Below are 16,204 nucleotides of genomic sequence, written 5' to 3'. Positions count from 1 at the left end.
CACGCGGGAGGAAACCCAGTATGAACCGCAAAGCTACAGCGCTGGACGTCGCCAAGCTCGCCGGAGTTTCCCGCAGCGCGGTGTCGCTGGTCCTGAACGGGCGCGGCGACGGGAATGTGGCCAAGGAGAGCCAGGTCCGGATCCGTGAAGCGGCGGCCACGCTGAACTACACGCCCAACGCCATCGCCGTGAGCCTGCGGAACCGCCGGTCGCGGATCATCGGGATCGTCTCGGACCAGGTGGTCACCAGCCCGTTCGACGGCAATATCATCGCCGGCGCTGACGCCGTGGCCCGGTCCCAGGGTTTTGTCACCGTGGTGATGGATACGGAGCTGGACGAGACCCGTGACGAAAGTGCGGTAGCCACGCTGCTGGACCGCCAGGTGGACGGGCTGATGTATGTCACCGTGGGCCTGCGCCCCCTGCACGTCCCGCTCAACATGCTGCGCGTGCCGTCGGTGCTGGCCAACTGCTTCGATGACCGACCCGAGGCAGGCGTTCCCGCCGTCATTCCGGATGAGGTCCGCGGCGGCCGGGAGGCGGCAATGCACCTCCTTGAGCTTGGCCACCGGGACATCGCGGTCCTTGCCGGTGACGGCGTCACACCCGCCGCGCCGCGCCGGATCCAGGGCCATCGGGATGCCTTTGAGGCCGCCGGGTTGCCGGTGCGGCCAGGCCGGATCCTTGAAGCGGGCTGGGACATCGATGCCGGGTTCCATGGCGCCATGAAGCTCCTGGACGGCGTGGCTGCGCCGGACCGGCCCACCGCGATCGTGTGCGCGAACGACCGCCTGGCCATCGGCGTGGTGCTCGCGGCCAACCGGCTGGGCCTGGCCATCCCGCAGGACCTCTCGATCATGGGGTACGACGACGAATTCCGCATCGCATCCACCATGGTCCCGGCGCTCACCACCATGGCCCTGCCGCTGCGGGAGATGGGCGCCGCCGCCATGACCGGGCTCCTCCGGGAACTGTCGGAGGAGCCGGAGGATAACGAGGATTACGGCGACGGCGGCGTCCCCGCTGAGCACGGACGGCCCGCCCAGACGATGGTCCCGTGCCGGCTCGTGGTGCGCGAGTCAACCGGCCCGGTCCCCGCCGGCCAGGCCTGACCCCGCACCGACCCAGCCAGACGAACAGTGTGAATCGCAGCGATAAATAGCGGCGTCTTCGCACAGATAAATGTCGCCCCTGCTGCCCGCTAGCCGATGGCTTATCTCTGACCGTCGATTTCGTTGGGCGGATAGATTGCAGCCGAGTACTGGCTGGGCTGCAGCCTGCAACGAAGTCGAAAGGTGTGGCGGTTCCTTGATGGGAGGGAACCGAGCGTGGAGACGAGCCGGATTCTTGATCCGGACGCGACATCAGGACGACTCTCGGGAAGCCTCCAAGGCGTACGCGCTAGCCCTCCCGGTCGATCTCCAGGTAGCTGAGTCCGCTGACGTCGAGCCAGAATTTGGTGGGAGTCTCGACAAGACGCAGGAGTACACCCCCGCAGGAACTGCAGCGTACGACGACTCCCGGGGCGTCGGAATACACTGCGGCTTCCCCGAAGACCCTGACAGCGCCACAGTTCTTGCATCGACCGATCGCTGCGATGATGTCAATGCGGAACAGTTCCCACAGCGGTCCTGCCGCCGCGTTCCCGTCAAGATGAGGTATGGGATTGTCCGTGGTTCCGGCGATGTCCCGGTCCTCGAAGCGCGGATCCTCAGCGCCAGGCGAAGCGGAGCCGTTCTTGGCAGTCACCGGATTCCTCCCGTTCCGCCGAAGCGTTCGGTTTTGATCGAGGCGGCCGGATAGCCCGCCTGCACCAGCCACTCTGTGATCGTTTCGACAAACATCGTCTGACCACAGATGAAGATGTCTGGAGAATCGTGCACCGGCAGGATGTTTGCCAGCAGGGTTTCGGCGGAGAGTCGCTTCGGGGCGCTGGGCCAGCCCTCCGGCACTTTGCGTGTGTAGACATAGTCGACCGCGAGCCTGGGGGATTCCCGGCTCAAGGTGAGCAGCTCCTCCCGATAGAACCCCGACTCCGGCGACTTAAGTGAGTACAGCAGCCGGAACTGTGAAGGATTCTCGGACGCCTCGTGGGCGCGGATCATTGCCATGAGCGGGACGATGCCGGATCCTCCGGCGATCAGCTGAACCGGGTTCGGGTTAGTCGGACGCCAGACGAACCAGCCGCCGACGGGACCCCGGATCTCCAACCGGTCTCCGACTATCAGGTCTCTGACCAGATAGGGGGAGACCTCCCCGTTGGCCAGTTCATCGACCGTGATCTCCAATATTTCGTCCATGCCGGCTGTGGCCACGGAGTAGGACCGTACTGCCGTGTAGCCGTCGTCGGCCGTGAGTCGGATATCGATGTGCTGGCCGGCAAGGTTGCCGTTCAGGCCGTCCACGCGCAGCCCGATGGTCCTGGACGAATCCGTTTCGGGATCGGCGCTGACGACGTCGGCGACCCGCCACAGGCTACTCATTGGGCGTGCCTCATGAGTAACGCTCCTCGCGCCAGGGGTCGCCGTAGATGTGGTAGCCGTTGGATTCCCAGAAACCCGGAACATCGTGCGGCGTCAGCTCGATGCCATTGACCCACTTCGCGCTCTTCCAAAAGTACAGATGGGGTACCAGCAGGCGGGCAGGTCCGCCGTGGGCGCGTTCCAGCGGCTCACCGCCGAATTCCCAGGCCACCCACGCCTGGCCGTCCAGCAGGTCCCGCAGCGGCACGTTGGTCGTATAACCGCCGTAGGAGTGGGTGGTGGTGAACTCGGACGTTGTTTCCATGTCGTCGAACAGGGTGTCCAGGGACACCCCGCGCCACGATGTGCCCAGCTTGGACCAGCTGGTCACACAGTGAATGTCGGTCCGGATATCCACCTGAGGCAGCGCCATGAACTCATCCCAGGACCAGGCGCGACGCTGCCCCGTCTCGGTTGTAATGAAGAATTCCCAGTCCGCCCGAGCGATGTACGGTGCAGGACCCGCCGTCAGCACGGGAAAGCTTTCCGTCTCGTATTGACCCGGTGGTAACGCTGGATTTCCGGTGCGCCGTTTTCCATGAAAACCAGACGAGATGATTCCCAACTTGTACCTCCGATGCGGAGCCCCGCCGGTCGAATGTAATCCGTGCCCCAACGATAGGCCAACAGCAGCACAGAGACCAGACCTACAAACACTCTCAGACCCGTCAACCGGCTGCGCCCACCCCGCCATCAAATCAGGGTGACGAAACACGTCCTCGGAAACGGCTCGCAGCCAGCGATTGCCGGTGCGTGCGAACGGACACTTGAGGCCCCCGGCTAGTGGGGCCTCAAGTGTCCGTTCGCGCTTGGTTGAGTCCTTGCGAGCCCGCCGTACTAGGGCTGTGCCAGCTGCCAGACGTCCGCGGCCGCGCCCTCGGGAAGCCGCAGCACCCACCGCTCGCCGGGCGCGGGATAGGCGCGCAGCGTGGTGGCCACCGAACCGCTCCGGTACACCTCCACCAGCGACGCGTCCACAAACACACGCAGCTCCTCCCCCGCAGCCAGCGTCCCGCTGAACACCACTTGCCCAGCCTCCTGCGAACCATCGGCCACCAGGGAAAGTTCGACGACGGCGTCCGCGGCCAGCGCCGCCGGCCCACCGGAGCGGGCGGTCACCACAGCTTCGGCATACGCCGGCAGCTCAACGCTCCCGGCAGCCTGCGCAGCCAGCTGCGCGCCACGGTAGGCATCCACCTCCGGCGCGGGTGCCACGGCCAGGGCACCGTCCACCACGGACAGCAGGCGCGGATGGGTGAGCACTCCGGCCCAACCCGCGGCGTCGATCTCGGCCTGGCTGCGGCCGCGGCGGCCGTCCCGCCCCGGTCCTTCATTGGCCCAGCCCCACAGCAGCGCCTTGGGTTCCGCGAGAGCGGCAAGAGCAGAGGAAGAAGCAGGAACACCGGGAGTACCGGCGCCGGCACCGTCCTGCAGCTGCATGATCTGCGGCGCGTAGAAGTCGCGGCCCAGGTCGGACTTGCCGCCGGTCTCCGGGGAGAATACCGGCAGCCCGGTGGCGGGGTCCTCGGCCAGGGAGCCGATGAGGTGGCCTACGCCGTTGGCGTGCTCGTGGTCGTCGCCTGAGAGCCACAGGGAGAACATCATGACCCACGCGTCGCCGGAAGAAGCGTCGTCCCCGGACAGGGATTCAGCGGAGGAAACGGCCGGCACCCGCACCAGCTGCGGGCACTCCCAGATCTCGGCCGGCGTCCGGGTAGCAGCAACCGGGTTCTCGGACGTGAGCCAGATGCCCTGGTACTTCCAGTCAGCCAGGTCCTCCACGGTGTAGAGCAGGAGCGCCGCGTGGCCGGAGGCCAGACCGGCGCCCTGCATGGCGTAGCGCTTGCCGTTGAAGCGGAAGATGAAGGGGTCGCGGACGGCCGTGACCATGGGATCGGCCGGCATGGACGCCGCGACGTGCCCATCCTGGATCCAGGAAACAAGGTCCGTCGAACCGCGGGAGATGACCACCTGGGAGTGGCCGCCGTCGCCCCGGACACCGGAGTACGCGGCGGTGGGGACGCCGCCGTCGTCCGTCACCACACCGGTCCAGCAGCCGTACTCGTCCGGCCCGCCGTCCTGCGGCCTCAAAGCCACCGGGTGTTCCTCCCAGCGGACCAGGTCCGCGGAGCTGAGGTGGCCCCACGCGATCTTGTGGTGCCGGGCGGACGCAGGGTTGTACTGGAAGAAGACGTGGTAGCGGCCGTTGACGTGGCTGACGCCGTTCGGGTCATTGATCCAGCCCTGGGCGGGGCGGGGGTGGAAGTGCGGGAACGCGGCGTCGGGGTGCGCGGCGGCCAGGCGGGCGAAGTCGGCGGCGGCGAGGTCCGGGGATGACATGGAAGTAAGCCTTTCAGAGGTGTGGGCTATTTGCCGCTGCCGGCGGTGAGGCCGTCCTGCAGCGCGCGCTGGCCGAAGAAGAAGACCACCAGGGCGGGGATCATGGACAGGACCACGCCGGCCAGCACCACGGAGATGCTGCCCGTGCCCAGGTTGCCCTGCAGGGAGACGAGGCCCAGCGGCAGGGTGAAGTTCTGTTCCGAGATGGTCATGATGAGCGGACGGAAAAACTCGTTCCAGTGGAAATTGAAGGCGAGGATGCCCACGATCGCCATCCCCGGAACAGCCAGCGGGGCGTACACCGAACGGAAGGTCCGCCAGGGTGAGGCGCCGTCGATCGACGCCGCTTCCGCTAGGTCGGTGGGCAGCCCCATGAAGTACTGCCGCATCAGGAAGGTGCCGAACGCCGTCGGGATGGCCGGCAGGATCAGTGCCAGCAAGGTGTCCGAAAGTCCCATGCCGCGGATCAGCATAAACACGGGCACGATGGTCACCTGCACCGGCACCATCATGGTGGCCAGCACGATGGAGAACAGGGCGCCGCGGCCGCGGAACTTCAGGTTGGCAAAGGCGTAGCCGGCCATCGCGGCGGTCACCATCTGCCCGACGGCGATGACCCCGGTGACCAGGGCGCTGTTCAGCACCAGGAGGACAATGTCCAACTGCCGGAAGACCTGCGCGTAGGACGTGAAGTCCGGGTTCCAGGGGAAGAACGACGGCGGCAGCTTGAACGATTCCGACGGCGACCGCAGCGAGGTGGACAGGGTCCACATCACCGGGCCCAGGGTCAGGACGGCCGCGATCAGCAGCAGGACAATGCGGAGGACCAGGTTCCAGTTCGGCTTCCGCCGGGACCGGGCAGGCACGGCAGGGGTGCGGGTGGAGACACGCTCTGTAGTGGTAGTCATGGCTGGCCTTACTGGTAGAAGACGAATCGTTTGCTGAGCCGGAACTGCGCGGCGGTGATGGCCATGATGATCAGGGTCAGGATCACGCCGATGGCCGAGGCCTCACCGAATTCGAGGCGCTGGAACGCGGATTCGAAGATCACCATCACGGCGGTGCGGGTGGAGTCCCCGGGCCCGCCGCGGGTCAGGACGTACGGCTGGTCGAACACCTGGAGCGCGCTGATGATGGCCATCACGGACGCCAGCAGGGTGGTGGGGCTGAGCAGCGGCAGGGTGACGTAGACGTGTTTGCGCCAGCCGGTGGCGCCGTCCAGCGCGGCGGCCTCGTAGGTTTCCACGGGGATCGACGCCAGCCCGCCGATGAACAGCAGGAAGGAGAACCCGAAGTTCTGCCAGACATAAACCAGGATGACGACGGCGGCGGACCCGCCGGGGGTGGTCAGCCACGGCACCGCGGGGATGCCGGCGAGGGACAGGAACCAGTTGACCACGCCGAACTGCTCGTTGAAGAGGTACCGCATAAAGATCGACACCGAGGCGGCGGAGAGGATCAGCGGGAAGAAGAACGCTGAGCGGAAGAAGGTCCGCAGCCAGGCCGGCATCTTCTCCTGCACCATCACGGCGAGCGCTAGGGCCAGGCCGAGCTGGAGGGCCACCGCCACAATCACAAACGCAATGGTGTTCAGGAAGGACACCCGGACCGTGGGGTCCTGGACCACTTCGGCGAAGTTGTCGAAGCCCACGAATGTCGGGGCGGAGATGATGTCCCAGCGGAAGAACGCCAGGACCACCGATGCCGCGATGGGCACCAGGGTGAACAGGCCCATGCCCAGGATGGTGGGGGCGAGGAAGATCCAGGCAAGCCAGCGCTGGCTCTGCCGGCCGGACGCGGTCTGGGAAGTGGCGGGTGTTCCGGGCTTGACGGCCTTGGCAGGCTGCTTCGGCCGCTCCAGGCGAGGGATGGTGGTGCTCATGACTGCCTCCTGAGGGCCAGTTCAAGATCGCGCTGCATGGACTCGAGGGCCTGCTTGAGCTGGCGCTCATCGCCGCTGACGGCCAGCGAGACGTTCTTCATCAGGGCCGTTTCGACGGCGGCCTGCTGGGGCGGCGCCGGGATGGGGCCGGTGGTGGGGTACTTGTCCAGCGTGTCGTAGAAGACCTTCCAGTGCGCCGGGCCTTTGCCCGAGTACAGCGCCTCGTTGACCATGGAGCGGCGCGCCGGGGTGGTCACCGGGTTGGGGAAGATCAGCTCCATGGCTTCACGGCTGGCACTGAACTTGATCCATTCCCAGGCGGCGTCCTTGTCCTTGGCGGTTTTCATGATGGCGTAGCCGGCCGTGCCGAACTGGTGCCGCTGGCTCCGCCACTTGGGGAAGAACGCGACGTCGTAGTCGTTTTCCTTCATGCCGGCCTCGTGCAGGCCCTGGACCCAGTAGCCGCCGGCCGGGGTGGTGCCGATCCGGTTGGAGGCGAAGAGCCCCACCAGGGAACTGCCGCCGCCTTCTTCGGGCCGGACGCCGAGGCCGTCCTTGACCAGGCCGCGGAGGTAGTCGAAAGTCTCGAAGACGCGCGGGTCATCGGCGTTGGGTTCCAGCCACTGGTACCCGCCGGAGCGCAGGTTGCGGGAGGGATCGTTGGCGTAGAAGGAGTCCCAGAGCCAGTCCCCGCCGGTGGACCGGGTTTCCTTCAGGAAGCTGGTGTCGTTGGCGTAGAGCCAGGGCACCACGCCGCCGAAGAGCCGGTTGGTCCAGTAATACGGGGTGAAGTCCGACGGCCGGGCCTTGCGCATCGCGGCGAGGCTGTTGCGGAAGTCCACGTGCGTCCAGTCGTCCGCCGGGCGCTCCAAACCTGCCTGTGCGAAGGCGGTGGTGTTGTAGTACATGTTGGCGGCGTTCCAGTCCATGGGGAGCTGGAAGAGGCTGCCCTTGTACATAAAGGCCTCCACCAGGCTGGGGTGGACGTCGTCGAAGAACTCGGCCATGTCCGCGGCGTCGCGGCGCAGGTATTCGTCCAGCGGGTGGGCCAGCTTGTCCGCGAAGAGCTGCGCGCCCTCGGTGGCAACGTAGACGACGTCGGGCGGTGTGCCGGCGGCCACCATGGTGAGGATCTTGGTGAAGAAGTCTTTCCAGTCCACGGCCTGGATGGCCTGGACCTTGACCCGGATGTCCGGGTGGAGGCGGGTGAACGCGTCGATGGCGCGCTGGCGCGCGGCGGCATCGGCGGCTGTACCCATGATGGCAATGCTGAGGCTGTTGTCGCCCCGCCCGGGAATATCGGTTCCGGAGAGCCGGGGCCACGACGCCACCGTTGCTCCCACAATTCCTACTCCCAAGGCACCCAGGGCGGTCCGGCGCGAGAATTCACGCAGGCGGCCAGTTGTGGCACCGGTCATGTCAATTTCCTTCCTAACACGTGTGAGGTAGCTTATGGCGCCGACCTAACACGTGTCAAGTGTCACATTCGGGTTGCTGGCGTCGTCGCTGGCCAGCCCTCGGCGCCCGCCCAGAAGTTACGCAATCCGGTCAGCCCGGGCCACGAGTCAACCGTGCGAGTCCTCCCAGTTTTCTGTGACACCCTTAACCGATGACCATTCCACGCCAGGCACCACCGCGGACCCCGGCCCGACCCTCCCCGGGCTCCGGCTTTATGTTCGCGTTCGCCTGGCTCGCCTGCGTCGTCGGTCTGATCGCCACGTACTACTACTTCGTCCAGACCACCACGGGCCAGTTCATCGATGAATCCGCGCTGGTTGAAGCCGTGGACATCCACGGGCCCGCGGGCAAGGCAGCCACCGAGTTCCTGGACTGGCTGCCCACCATCTCGCTGGTGGTGGCCGCCGTCGTGGTTCTGTTTGTCACGGTGATCCGACGGCGGTGGTCGGCCGCCGGGATCGCAGTCACCGCGTGCATCGGTGCGAATATCGCCACGCAGGTCCTGAAGGAAGTGCTGCCCGCCCGCCCGGACAGGGGTGTGGTGACGCTGGAGCTGAACTCGCTGCCGTCCGGGCATACCACGCTGGCGGCGTCGGCTGCGGCGGCGGTGTTCCTGATGGCCTCGCCGCGGTGGCGTCCGCTGGCCGGTTTTGTGGGCGGCACCTTCGCCATCGCCTCGGGAGTCTCCACCCTGATCAACCAGTGGCACCGCCCGGCCGACGTCGTCGCAGCCTTCCTCCTGGTGGGCGCGTTTATGATCCCCGCCGGGTGGCTGATCATCCGGAACGGCGCGGCGTGGAACGTGTGGGACGGCTTCGACAGGCACGTGGGCTCGGCAAAGATCTGGCTCACGCTGCCGGTGGTGATCGGGCTGGCTTCCGCGGGGGTGGCCGTGTATTCGCTGGCCAAGATCGCCCCGGGGCCGCTCCAGGATGACAGCACCACCAACTACTTCTGGGCCGGGATCTCGCTCATCGTGATCGCCGGGTACCTGGCCACCGTGGCCACCACGTCGCTGTTCGCATATGCCGCACGACGGCGGGACGCACCAACGCGCTGAGCGCACCAGCCGCCGTCGTCGGCTACCGGACGGGAGCTTGCCTGACGCGCCTTAGGTGATCTTGCGCCGGTAGGCGGCCATGGCGAACACGTAGGCGATAACGAGGATGCCGACGCACCAGGCCAGTGCGATCCAGATATCGCTCCCAACCGGCTGCTGCGCGAACAGCGCGCGGATAGAGTTCACGATCGAGGTCACCGGCTGGTTCTCAGCGAACCAGGCCACCGGGCCCGGCATTGTCGCCGTCGGAACGAACGCCGAGCTGATGAACGGCAGGAAGATCAGCGGGTAGCTGAACGCGCTGGCGCCGTCGACGGTCTTCGCGGAGAGCCCCGCGATCACGGCCAGCCAGGTCAGGGCGAGCGTGAACAGGACCAGGATGCCGGCGATTGCAAGCCATGCGCCCACGGATGCTCCGGTGCGGAACCCCATGAGGAGGGCCACGCCGACGACGACCGCGACCGAGACGAGGTTGGCCACCAGTGAGGTGAGCACGTGCGCCCAGAGCACGCTCGACCGCGCGATCGGCATGGACTGGAAGCGCTCGAAGATGCCGCCCTGCATGTCGAGGAACAGGCGGTAGGCGGTGTAGGCGATGCCGGAGGCAATCGTGATCAGCAGGATGCCGGGGAGCATGTAGTTGACGTACGACTCGTCGGATCCGGTATTGATCGCGCCGCCAAGCACATACACGAACAGCAGCATCAGCGCGATCGGCGTGACCGCGGTGGTGATGATCGTGTCCGGGCTGCGCAGGATGTGGCGCAGCGAGCGGCCGGTGAGGACGCCGGTATCGCTGAGGACGTGGGTGCTCATCGGGATGCCTCCTTCTCTTCTTGTTCTTCAGCCGTCTCACCGACGAGCGCCAGGAAGACGTCTTCGAGTGAGGGCTGCTTCTCGACGTACTCGATCTCGGCCGGCGGCAACAGCCGCTTGAGCTCGTCGAGCGTGCCGTTCTGGATGATCGTGCCCTTGTGCAGGATCGCGATGCGGTCGGCGAGATGCTCGGCCTCGTCGAGGTATTGGGTGGTGAGCAGCACTGTCGTGCCGTTCTGGGCGAGATCCTTGACGGTCTGCCACACGTCGATGCGCGCCTGCGGGTCGAGCCCGGTGGTCGGCTCGTCGAGGAAGATCACCTTCGGCTCGCCGATCAGGCTCATCGCGATGTCGAGCCGGCGGCGCATGCCGCCCGAGTATTCGGCTGCCTTGCGGCCGCTGGCCTCGGTGAGCGAGAAGCGCCCGAGCAACTCGTCCGCGATCGCCCCCGGGTTCTTCAGGTGCCGGAGCTTCGCGACCAGCACGAGGTTCTCCCGGCCCGTGAGCACTTCGTCAACGGCGGCGAACTGCCCGGTCAGGCTGATCGACTCGCGCACATCGCCGGGGTTAGCGGCGACGTCGAAGCCGTGCACCGTCGCTGTTCCCGCGTCGGCCTTCAGCAGTGTCGAGAGGATGCGCACGAGAGTGGTCTTCCCCGCCCCGTTCGAGCCGAGGAGCGCGAAGATGCTGCCAGCCGCCACCTCGAAGTCCACACCGCGCAGGACGTGCAGATCCTTGTAGGACTTCTCCATGTTCTGCACACGGATTGCGGGTTCGCCGGTCCTGGTCATGACTCCATCCCCTTCGCCTTGTCGACCGCCTCGTTGAGACGGGCCCGTTCCTTGTCGATCCACCGCTTTCCGCCGTATGCCTGAGCGAAGCTCTCGGCGAATTCGATGGGATCTTCGCCCACGATCTCGCCCACAGGCGTGCCGTCGATGGCGGCGCGTTCCCACAGGTCCGCGAGGTCCGAGAACATCTGCACCATCGTGTCCCCCTCGGTGACCCCGCCGTAGTACATGAAGTACCGGTTGAAGGCCTTCGCCACGGTGAGGTAGGGCTCAGGCAGGTCATCCAGCCGCGCCTTGGCCTGCTTGTACTGCTTCTTCTGCTCGAGCGAGCCGGTCACCAGCTCGATCCATTTCGCTGCCATATCACTTTCCTCCCTTGCGGAGCTCTTCAAGCCGTTCGGACAGGAAGCTCCATGTGTTCCAGAATTCGTCCAGTTCCTTCGTGCCCTGAGCGTTGAGCGTGTACACCTTGCGGGGCGGGCCCTTCTCGGACGGCCGCTTCTCGACGTCCACCAGGCCCTTCTGCTCGATCCTGACGAGCAGCGCGTACACGGTGCCCTCAGCGATGTCGGGGAACCCCTGCGCCCGGAGCAGCGTGGTGATTTCGTACCCGTACGCCGGGTTCCCGGTCAGGAGGGCAAGAACGATGCCCTCCAGTGTTCCTTTGAGCATCTCCGTCATCTGTTTGCCCATCGGACACCTCCTCCACTACTCAGTGTTACTAGCTACTAGTACATAGTAGCGCTAAGTAGTGGAAGCGCAAGCCCCTTATGTATGGCGTTCAATAGGTTCGGTGTACACGTGCAGTCCTTCGGGCGTGGAGTACCAGTCGTAGAAATCTCCGCCGACGCTTCCGGAGGGCTGGAACCGTCCCGCTGCCTCGAAGTCGGCCCGCAGAACAGGGGCGCGGGGCAGGAGGCTTCTCTGGACTTCGCTGGCGCGAGCCAGTTCATCGCGGGCGCCGTAGTCCGTTGTGGCGGTCCCGGCCCGGCGGAACAGGGCGTTGATCCGGGACTGGAGTTCCCGTGGACTGAACGGCTTGCTGATGTAGTCGTCTGCGCCGATGTCCAGTCCGGTGAGCCGATCGGGTTCGTCGGTTCTGACCGTCACCATGATGATGAAGGCGTCGGAGAATTCCCGGAGTTCCCGCAGGCTTCCACACCGTCGATATCCGGCAGATTCAAGTCCAGCGTGACAAGGTCTGCATGCACGGCCCGGACGGCACGAGAAGGCATCAATTTCCGGTGGACCGGGCCCGTTTCGTTAGCAGACAGTTCGCGTCCGGCTGAGTGTCCAATAGTTGGCTTCGTTGTGCCTTTCGTAGGTGAGGACGTCGACGGCGGCCTTTGCCATGGCGAGGCCGCGGCCGCTTTCTGCAAAAGAGTCCGGCATCGCGGCTGCGTCGATGTTCACGTGGGCGATGCGGCCGTCGTCCCTGAAGTGGGCGTCGAGGCGGTTTGGATAGACCTCGAGGACGAGGTTGCAGAGGGTGCGGCCTTCGTCGGAGCCGTGCCGGACGATGTTGGCTGCGATTTCGATGACGGCGGTTTCGAACATGGCCCGGTCCAGCTCGGAAACTTCCGGCGATTCGCCCCACATTTCGGCCAGCAGGTCGTGGACCTTGCCCAGGCATTCGGGGTCCGCGCAGGCGTGGAGTTCATGGACTTGGAGGCGTTCATCTCTCATCGTGTGGTTCCATCTTTCTCAACTTCTTCCGTGGGGGTGTATCCCTTGTAGAGGGAGGCTCGGATGATCACGCTGAGGATCAGCAGATCGAAGACGACCCAGGCGACGTTGACCAGCGTTCCCGCGGGTGCGCCCACGCCCGTGAACATCCGGATGAGTCCGGTGATGGCTGCGACGACCAGGGCTGTTATGGCCACGAGCTGCGGGCGGATCAGGGACCAGGGCGGGCCGTCGCCCTGGCGGGTTTTGGGGGTTACCGCGAATCCGAGGTCACGGCCGAACAGGACGTTCCCTGCCGCGGTCGTGCAGGCTTTGATCCAGATGGGGAAGAGCGCCACGCTGTATTGCTGCCCGCGCCAGGTTTTCCTGCCGCGGGCGGCGACGAAGAACAGCAACTGGTTCACCACCAGGAACGGGATGAGCCTGGCGAAGAAGTCGATGCTGAATGCATCCACCGGCATGGTTCCAAAGCAGAGGAAGATGATGGGCGCGGCGATGTAGACCACCGCGGCGAAACCTGAGAGGTAGCTCCACATCGTGGAGAAGTACATCAGGCGCTGGCCCCAGGCGAGTCCGCTCTGGAGGAGGGGATTTTCGCGGAGGAACACCTGCATGGTTCCCTGCGCCCAGCGCAGCCGCTGGGTCAGCATGGTCCGGAGGTCCTCGGGGGCCAGTCCTTTGGCCAGGATCTCGTGGTGGTAGACGCTCTCCCAGCCCTGGGCGTGGAGCCGCATGCAGGTGGCCATGTCCTCGGTGACTGAGTTCGTGGCCATGGGCATGACAGGGAGGGCCTCGTCGGAGCGGTCCACGTCCAGGGCCTGGACCATTTTGCGTACTGATCTGATGGCGCCGATGGGTGACCAGTCGCGGCGGGCCAGGCGGTCGATGGCGGCGTCGTCGATGAAGCCGACGGTCCTGCCATCTCCGGAGAGGCGGGCGATTTCGTCCAGGTCCGCCTGGATGGCGGCGATATCCGCACTAACGATGCTGCGTGCGGCCACGTCAACGGTTCGCTGGAAGTTATAGGTGACGGCCGCGACGGGCCTGTTGTGCTCGAGTTCTTGGCGTGCGGTGCGGACCGCCGAGCTGATGTTCCTCAATGCCCGGTCCACCTGCCGGCCGGCGCTGCCGTGGTCGGTGCGTGCCCTGGTGATGACCTTGTCGGCGGCCTTCAGCGTCTGCTGGACGCTGTTCCGCACGCCTTCGACGTAGCCGGTGATCCCGATCTGCATGAGTGCCTCGCGCCGGATCATGGCGTTGGAGCCGCAGAAGAACGCGGCGTTCCAGCCGTCCTTGCCTTGCTGGATGGGGCCATAGAACAAGGGTGCCTGGCTTCCCAGGATGTCGTCGTCGGTGACATTGTGGAACCACTGCGGGGTCTGCACCAGTGCGACTTTTTCATTGGTGAAGTGGCCCAGCATACTGTCCACGATTCCAGGTTCCGGAATCTGGTCAGCATCCAGGATGAGGAGGAATTCGCCCTGCGTAGCGGCCAGGGCGTTGTTGAGGTTTCCGGCCTTCGCGTGCCGGCGGTGGTTTTCCCAGTCGGGTGAGCGTGTGATGTAGCCGATGCCGGCCTCCTGGGCCGCCCGTTTCATGGCGGGCCGCGCGCCGTCGTCGAGGATCCAGGTCTTGTGCGAATAGCTGATGCGGCTGGCCGCGACGGCGGTGGTCATGACCAGATCGATGGGCTCGTTGTAGGTGGTGATGAAGACGTCCACCGTCAGGCCCTCCGGCGGGGACGGCGGGACCTCGCGGACACGCAGCTTCCACATGGTCAGTCCGAAGAGAAAGGCATCGATCAGGCTGTAGGTTTCGACCATGACCAGCGGCACGCTGATCCAGGCCGCGGACCAGTTCACCGAAAACAGCCACCGCCACACTATGTAATTCACGCCCAGGATCAGGGTCAGCGACGTAAGGACCCGGACAACGAATTGATGGTTCAAGGAGCGGCCTTTCCAGCCTCAGTTCCGGTTCGCCACCTCGCACCCGCTGCGGCGTTACAGCAGCGGGTGCGAGGTGACGTCGGTTATGTCTCGATCGCTGGGGTCAGGAATTCCGGGCGGCCAGAGCCGTGGCGAGGGCGTTCGCCGAGGAGGTGGAGCTGTTGATCCGCCAGTCGACTTCCTTGTTGTGGTGGAACCAGACGAAGGCGGTGACGTCGGACTGGGCTGCGAGGTAGGAGACGAGGGCCGTGTTCCAGTCCGCCTTGGACCCTCCAGCCTCGGCGGAGCCTGTCTCGGAGATAATGATCGGCTTGCCGGGCGCGAGGCTGCGGAGCGCTGTCAGGCCGTCGCCGAAGAGGGCCGACGGCGATGTCCAGGAACTCCACGATGCGGCGGTTCCCCAGTTGTAGCCGTCCAGGCCAACAACGTCGACGTAGCCGGCGCCGGGGTAGAGTCCGGAGAGCGGGGTGGAGCCCCAGTACGGGACGTTCGGGCTCCAGAGCCACTGCACGTTGGTGGCTCCGGTCGCCGCCACGACGTCGTGGACGTGGCGCCATGCCGCGACGTAGTCCCCGGCCTGGTTGCCGTTGGCGGATTCAGCCCAGGGGTACCAGTTGCCGTTCATTTCGTGGGCGAACCGCAGCATGACGGGCTTGTCCCATGCTGCCAGGGCGGTACCCCACTGGGTGATGTAGGTGTCGAAGTCTCCGGCAGTGATGCGGTCCAGGGCGTAGGCGGGCTGGTTGGCGCCGTTTCCGCTCCAGAGCCAGGGCTCCCAGGTGATGAGGCTGGTGGCGCCCCGGGCGTCGACGGCGTTCAGGTCCGCGATCGGCGCAGCCTGGCTGAAGTCCTTGTAGGACATGACGATGGACGGGTTTTCGTTGACCAAGGTTGCGACGGCGTCGAGCTCGCTGGTGGCCAGCGGACCGCCGGGCGTCGAGACTCCGAACCTCAGCGGGTCAGAGCTGATCGGAAGGTTGACGGTTGTTGTGGACATCTGCGCCGGGGCCGCCATCGTGATTGGGGCAGAACTGGCCATGGCCGCGCTGTCACGGCCGGCCGATGTGGAGGCCGGGCTATACGTGACGGAGTAGGGCGCGGACGCCGAGGTCTTTCCCGACTTGGCCGTCACCACAACAGTCGCTGCGGTTGAAGCCGGTATGGTCACGTCCGCTGCGAAGGAACCGTTGGCCCCGGTGGTGAACGGGATGGTGGATGAACCGGCTGTCAGCGTTCCGGAAGACTGACGCGCAAAGCCGGTGCCGGTCACCGTGACGGACGCTCCGGCCGGCCCTGCGGAGGTGCTCAGGGCAACCCCTGCCCGCCCTGCAGCCTCCGATGGCACTGCGATTCCTAAGACGACAGCCAGTGGCAGCACCAAGCCGGCCACCAGAAACCGAACCAATCGATTTTTACGCACGTACACTCCCCAGCATCAGTGAACTATGAAGCCCCGGTGGCGGGGCGAAGAAACTCGGCCTCGGTGACCCTAATCGGGGACGCGCGGTGACACGCGTTAACTAAAGCCGAACCCAGACACTTCCCTTCCAAAGCCTTATCAACTGCTTGAAAGGGATCCCGAGACAATGTTCGCAAACATCAGTGGCCGCACCGGGATCCGGAAGGAATCCTTAGTAAACCCTGTGCCGGAGGTAGCGAAGCTTGGACAATCCTAAGCAAACCCTGTGCCGCCGGCCCGA

16 protein-coding genes and 1 pseudogene are annotated in these 16,204 nt (G+C 65.6%); 2 read left to right on the top strand and 15 right to left on the bottom strand.

Going from position 1 to position 16,204, the window contains the following annotated elements; genetic code table 11:
* Positions 1 to 20 precede the first annotated feature (20 nt).
* A complete protein-coding gene (locus AU252_RS15890; RefSeq protein WP_058931563.1) occupies positions 21 to 1,112 on the top strand; it encodes a LacI family DNA-binding transcriptional regulator in 1,092 nt (363 codons plus the stop codon).
* Between the two features lie 289 nt (positions 1,113 to 1,401).
* Here the strand turns inward: AU252_RS15890 and AU252_RS15885 are convergent, their stop codons facing one another.
* The 7 genes from AU252_RS15885 to AU252_RS15855 all read right to left on the bottom strand — a co-directional run bounded on the left by AU252_RS15885 (position 1,402) and on the right by AU252_RS15855 (position 8,162).
* Positions 1,402 to 1,749 (bottom strand): DUF6510 family protein, encoded by a 348-nt coding sequence (locus tag AU252_RS15885; RefSeq protein WP_240484204.1) that lies wholly within the window; start codon positions 1,747 to 1,749, stop codon positions 1,402 to 1,404.
* Positions 1,746 to 2,483, bottom strand: a complete 738-nt coding sequence (locus AU252_RS15880) for an FAD-binding oxidoreductase (RefSeq protein WP_058931562.1) — start codon at positions 2,481 to 2,483, stop codon at positions 1,746 to 1,748. Before AU252_RS15880 ends, AU252_RS15885 begins: the two co-directional genes overlap by 4 nt.
* A 10-nt stretch (positions 2,484 to 2,493) precedes the next feature.
* Positions 2,494 to 2,997 carry a molybdopterin-dependent oxidoreductase gene (locus AU252_RS15875; RefSeq protein WP_430929449.1) on the bottom strand — a complete coding sequence of 168 codons (504 nt, stop codon included), beginning with the start codon at positions 2,995 to 2,997 and terminating at the stop codon, positions 2,494 to 2,496.
* Positions 2,998 to 3,359: 362 nt separating this feature from the next.
* On the bottom strand, positions 3,360 to 4,862 hold the full coding sequence (locus AU252_RS15870; RefSeq protein ID WP_058931560.1) for a glycoside hydrolase family 32 protein: 1,503 nt from the start codon (positions 4,860 to 4,862) through the stop codon (positions 3,360 to 3,362).
* Between the two features lie 26 nt (positions 4,863 to 4,888).
* Entirely contained in the window at positions 4,889 to 5,770 is an 882-nt protein-coding gene (locus AU252_RS15865; RefSeq protein ID WP_058931559.1) for a carbohydrate ABC transporter permease, read from the bottom strand.
* Positions 5,771 to 5,778: 8 nt separating this feature from the next.
* The gene (locus AU252_RS15860) at positions 5,779 to 6,744 is read right to left on the bottom strand and encodes a carbohydrate ABC transporter permease (protein WP_058931558.1); all 966 of its coding nucleotides are present in this window, start codon (positions 6,742 to 6,744) and stop codon (positions 5,779 to 5,781) included.
* Positions 6,741 to 8,162 carry an extracellular solute-binding protein gene (locus tag AU252_RS15855; protein ID WP_058931557.1) on the bottom strand — a complete coding sequence of 474 codons (1,422 nt, stop codon included), beginning with the start codon at positions 8,160 to 8,162 and terminating at the stop codon, positions 6,741 to 6,743. The genes AU252_RS15860 and AU252_RS15855 overlap by 4 nt, the downstream gene beginning before the upstream one ends.
* Before the next feature lie 191 nt (positions 8,163 to 8,353).
* On the opposite strand from AU252_RS15855, the gene AU252_RS15850 reads away from it, so the two are divergent.
* Complete coding sequence (locus AU252_RS15850) at positions 8,354 to 9,262, top strand: phosphatase PAP2 family protein (RefSeq protein ID WP_058931556.1); 909 nt, start codon at positions 8,354 to 8,356, stop codon at positions 9,260 to 9,262.
* A gap of 51 nt (positions 9,263 to 9,313) precedes the next feature.
* On the opposite strand, the gene AU252_RS15845 is transcribed toward AU252_RS15850, so the two are convergent.
* The 8 genes and pseudogenes from AU252_RS15845 to AU252_RS15810 form a co-directional block, all read right to left on the bottom strand.
* On the bottom strand, positions 9,314 to 10,078 hold the full coding sequence (locus tag AU252_RS15845) for an ABC transporter permease (protein ID WP_058931555.1): 765 nt from the start codon (positions 10,076 to 10,078) through the stop codon (positions 9,314 to 9,316).
* A complete protein-coding gene (locus AU252_RS15840) occupies positions 10,075 to 10,869 on the bottom strand; it encodes an ABC transporter ATP-binding protein (RefSeq protein ID WP_058931554.1) in 795 nt (264 codons plus the stop codon). The genes AU252_RS15845 and AU252_RS15840 overlap by 4 nt, the downstream gene beginning before the upstream one ends.
* Positions 10,866 to 11,231, bottom strand: a complete 366-nt coding sequence (locus AU252_RS15835) for a DUF1048 domain-containing protein (protein ID WP_058931553.1) — start codon at positions 11,229 to 11,231, stop codon at positions 10,866 to 10,868. Before AU252_RS15835 ends, AU252_RS15840 begins: the two co-directional genes overlap by 4 nt.
* Before the next feature lies 1 nt (position 11,232).
* Positions 11,233 to 11,562, bottom strand: coding sequence for a PadR family transcriptional regulator (locus AU252_RS15830; protein ID WP_058931552.1), 330 nt, complete (start codon positions 11,560 to 11,562; stop codon positions 11,233 to 11,235).
* A 105-nt stretch (positions 11,563 to 11,667) separates the two neighbouring features.
* Positions 11,668 to 12,092: pseudogene (locus AU252_RS15825) on the bottom strand (response regulator); the annotation flags it as partial.
* 40 nt (positions 12,093 to 12,132) lie between these two features.
* The gene (locus AU252_RS15820) at positions 12,133 to 12,555 is read right to left on the bottom strand and encodes an ATP-binding protein (protein WP_058931550.1); all 423 of its coding nucleotides are present in this window, start codon (positions 12,553 to 12,555) and stop codon (positions 12,133 to 12,135) included.
* Positions 12,552 to 14,504 carry a glycosyltransferase gene (locus AU252_RS15815; RefSeq protein WP_058931549.1) on the bottom strand — a complete coding sequence of 651 codons (1,953 nt, stop codon included), beginning with the start codon at positions 14,502 to 14,504 and terminating at the stop codon, positions 12,552 to 12,554. Before AU252_RS15815 ends, AU252_RS15820 begins: the two co-directional genes overlap by 4 nt.
* A 103-nt stretch (positions 14,505 to 14,607) precedes the next feature.
* The gene (locus AU252_RS15810) at positions 14,608 to 15,849 is read right to left on the bottom strand and encodes a glycosyl hydrolase (protein WP_346425556.1); all 1,242 of its coding nucleotides are present in this window, start codon (positions 15,847 to 15,849) and stop codon (positions 14,608 to 14,610) included.
* Positions 15,850 to 16,204: the final 355 nt, after the last annotated feature.

The sequence above is a fragment of the Pseudarthrobacter sulfonivorans genome (genome assembly GCF_001484605.1).
GTDB classification, from domain to species: Bacteria; Actinomycetota; Actinomycetes; order Actinomycetales; family Micrococcaceae; genus Arthrobacter; species Arthrobacter sulfonivorans_A.
This window is presented reverse-complemented; position numbering and strand designations above follow the sequence as displayed.

Excerpts from the sequence above, each read along its gene's own strand:
- AU252_RS15890 (WP_058931563.1), top strand. The coding sequence starts at position 21 with ATGAACCGCAAAGCTACAGCGCTGGACGTCGCCAAGCTCGCCGGAGTT.
- AU252_RS15880 (WP_058931562.1), bottom strand. The coding sequence starts at position 2,483 with ATGAGTAGCCTGTGGCGGGTCGCCGACGTCGTCAGCGCCGATCCCGAA.
- AU252_RS15870 (WP_058931560.1), bottom strand. The coding sequence starts at position 4,862 with ATGTCATCCCCGGACCTCGCCGCCGCCGACTTCGCCCGCCTGGCCGCC.
- AU252_RS15865 (WP_058931559.1), bottom strand. The coding sequence starts at position 5,770 with ATGACTACCACTACAGAGCGTGTCTCCACCCGCACCCCTGCCGTGCCT.
- AU252_RS15860 (WP_058931558.1), bottom strand. The coding sequence starts at position 6,744 with ATGAGCACCACCATCCCTCGCCTGGAGCGGCCGAAGCAGCCTGCCAAG.
- AU252_RS15855 (WP_058931557.1), bottom strand. The coding sequence starts at position 8,162 with ATGACCGGTGCCACAACTGGCCGCCTGCGTGAATTCTCGCGCCGGACC.
- AU252_RS15850 (WP_058931556.1), top strand. The coding sequence starts at position 8,354 with ATGACCATTCCACGCCAGGCACCACCGCGGACCCCGGCCCGACCCTCC.
- AU252_RS15845 (WP_058931555.1), bottom strand. The coding sequence starts at position 10,078 with ATGAGCACCCACGTCCTCAGCGATACCGGCGTCCTCACCGGCCGCTCG.
- AU252_RS15840 (WP_058931554.1), bottom strand. The coding sequence starts at position 10,869 with ATGACCAGGACCGGCGAACCCGCAATCCGTGTGCAGAACATGGAGAAG.
- AU252_RS15835 (WP_058931553.1), bottom strand. The coding sequence starts at position 11,231 with ATGGCAGCGAAATGGATCGAGCTGGTGACCGGCTCGCTCGAGCAGAAG.
- AU252_RS15830 (WP_058931552.1), bottom strand. The coding sequence starts at position 11,562 with ATGGGCAAACAGATGACGGAGATGCTCAAAGGAACACTGGAGGGCATC.
- AU252_RS15820 (WP_058931550.1), bottom strand. The coding sequence starts at position 12,555 with ATGAGAGATGAACGCCTCCAAGTCCATGAACTCCACGCCTGCGCGGAC.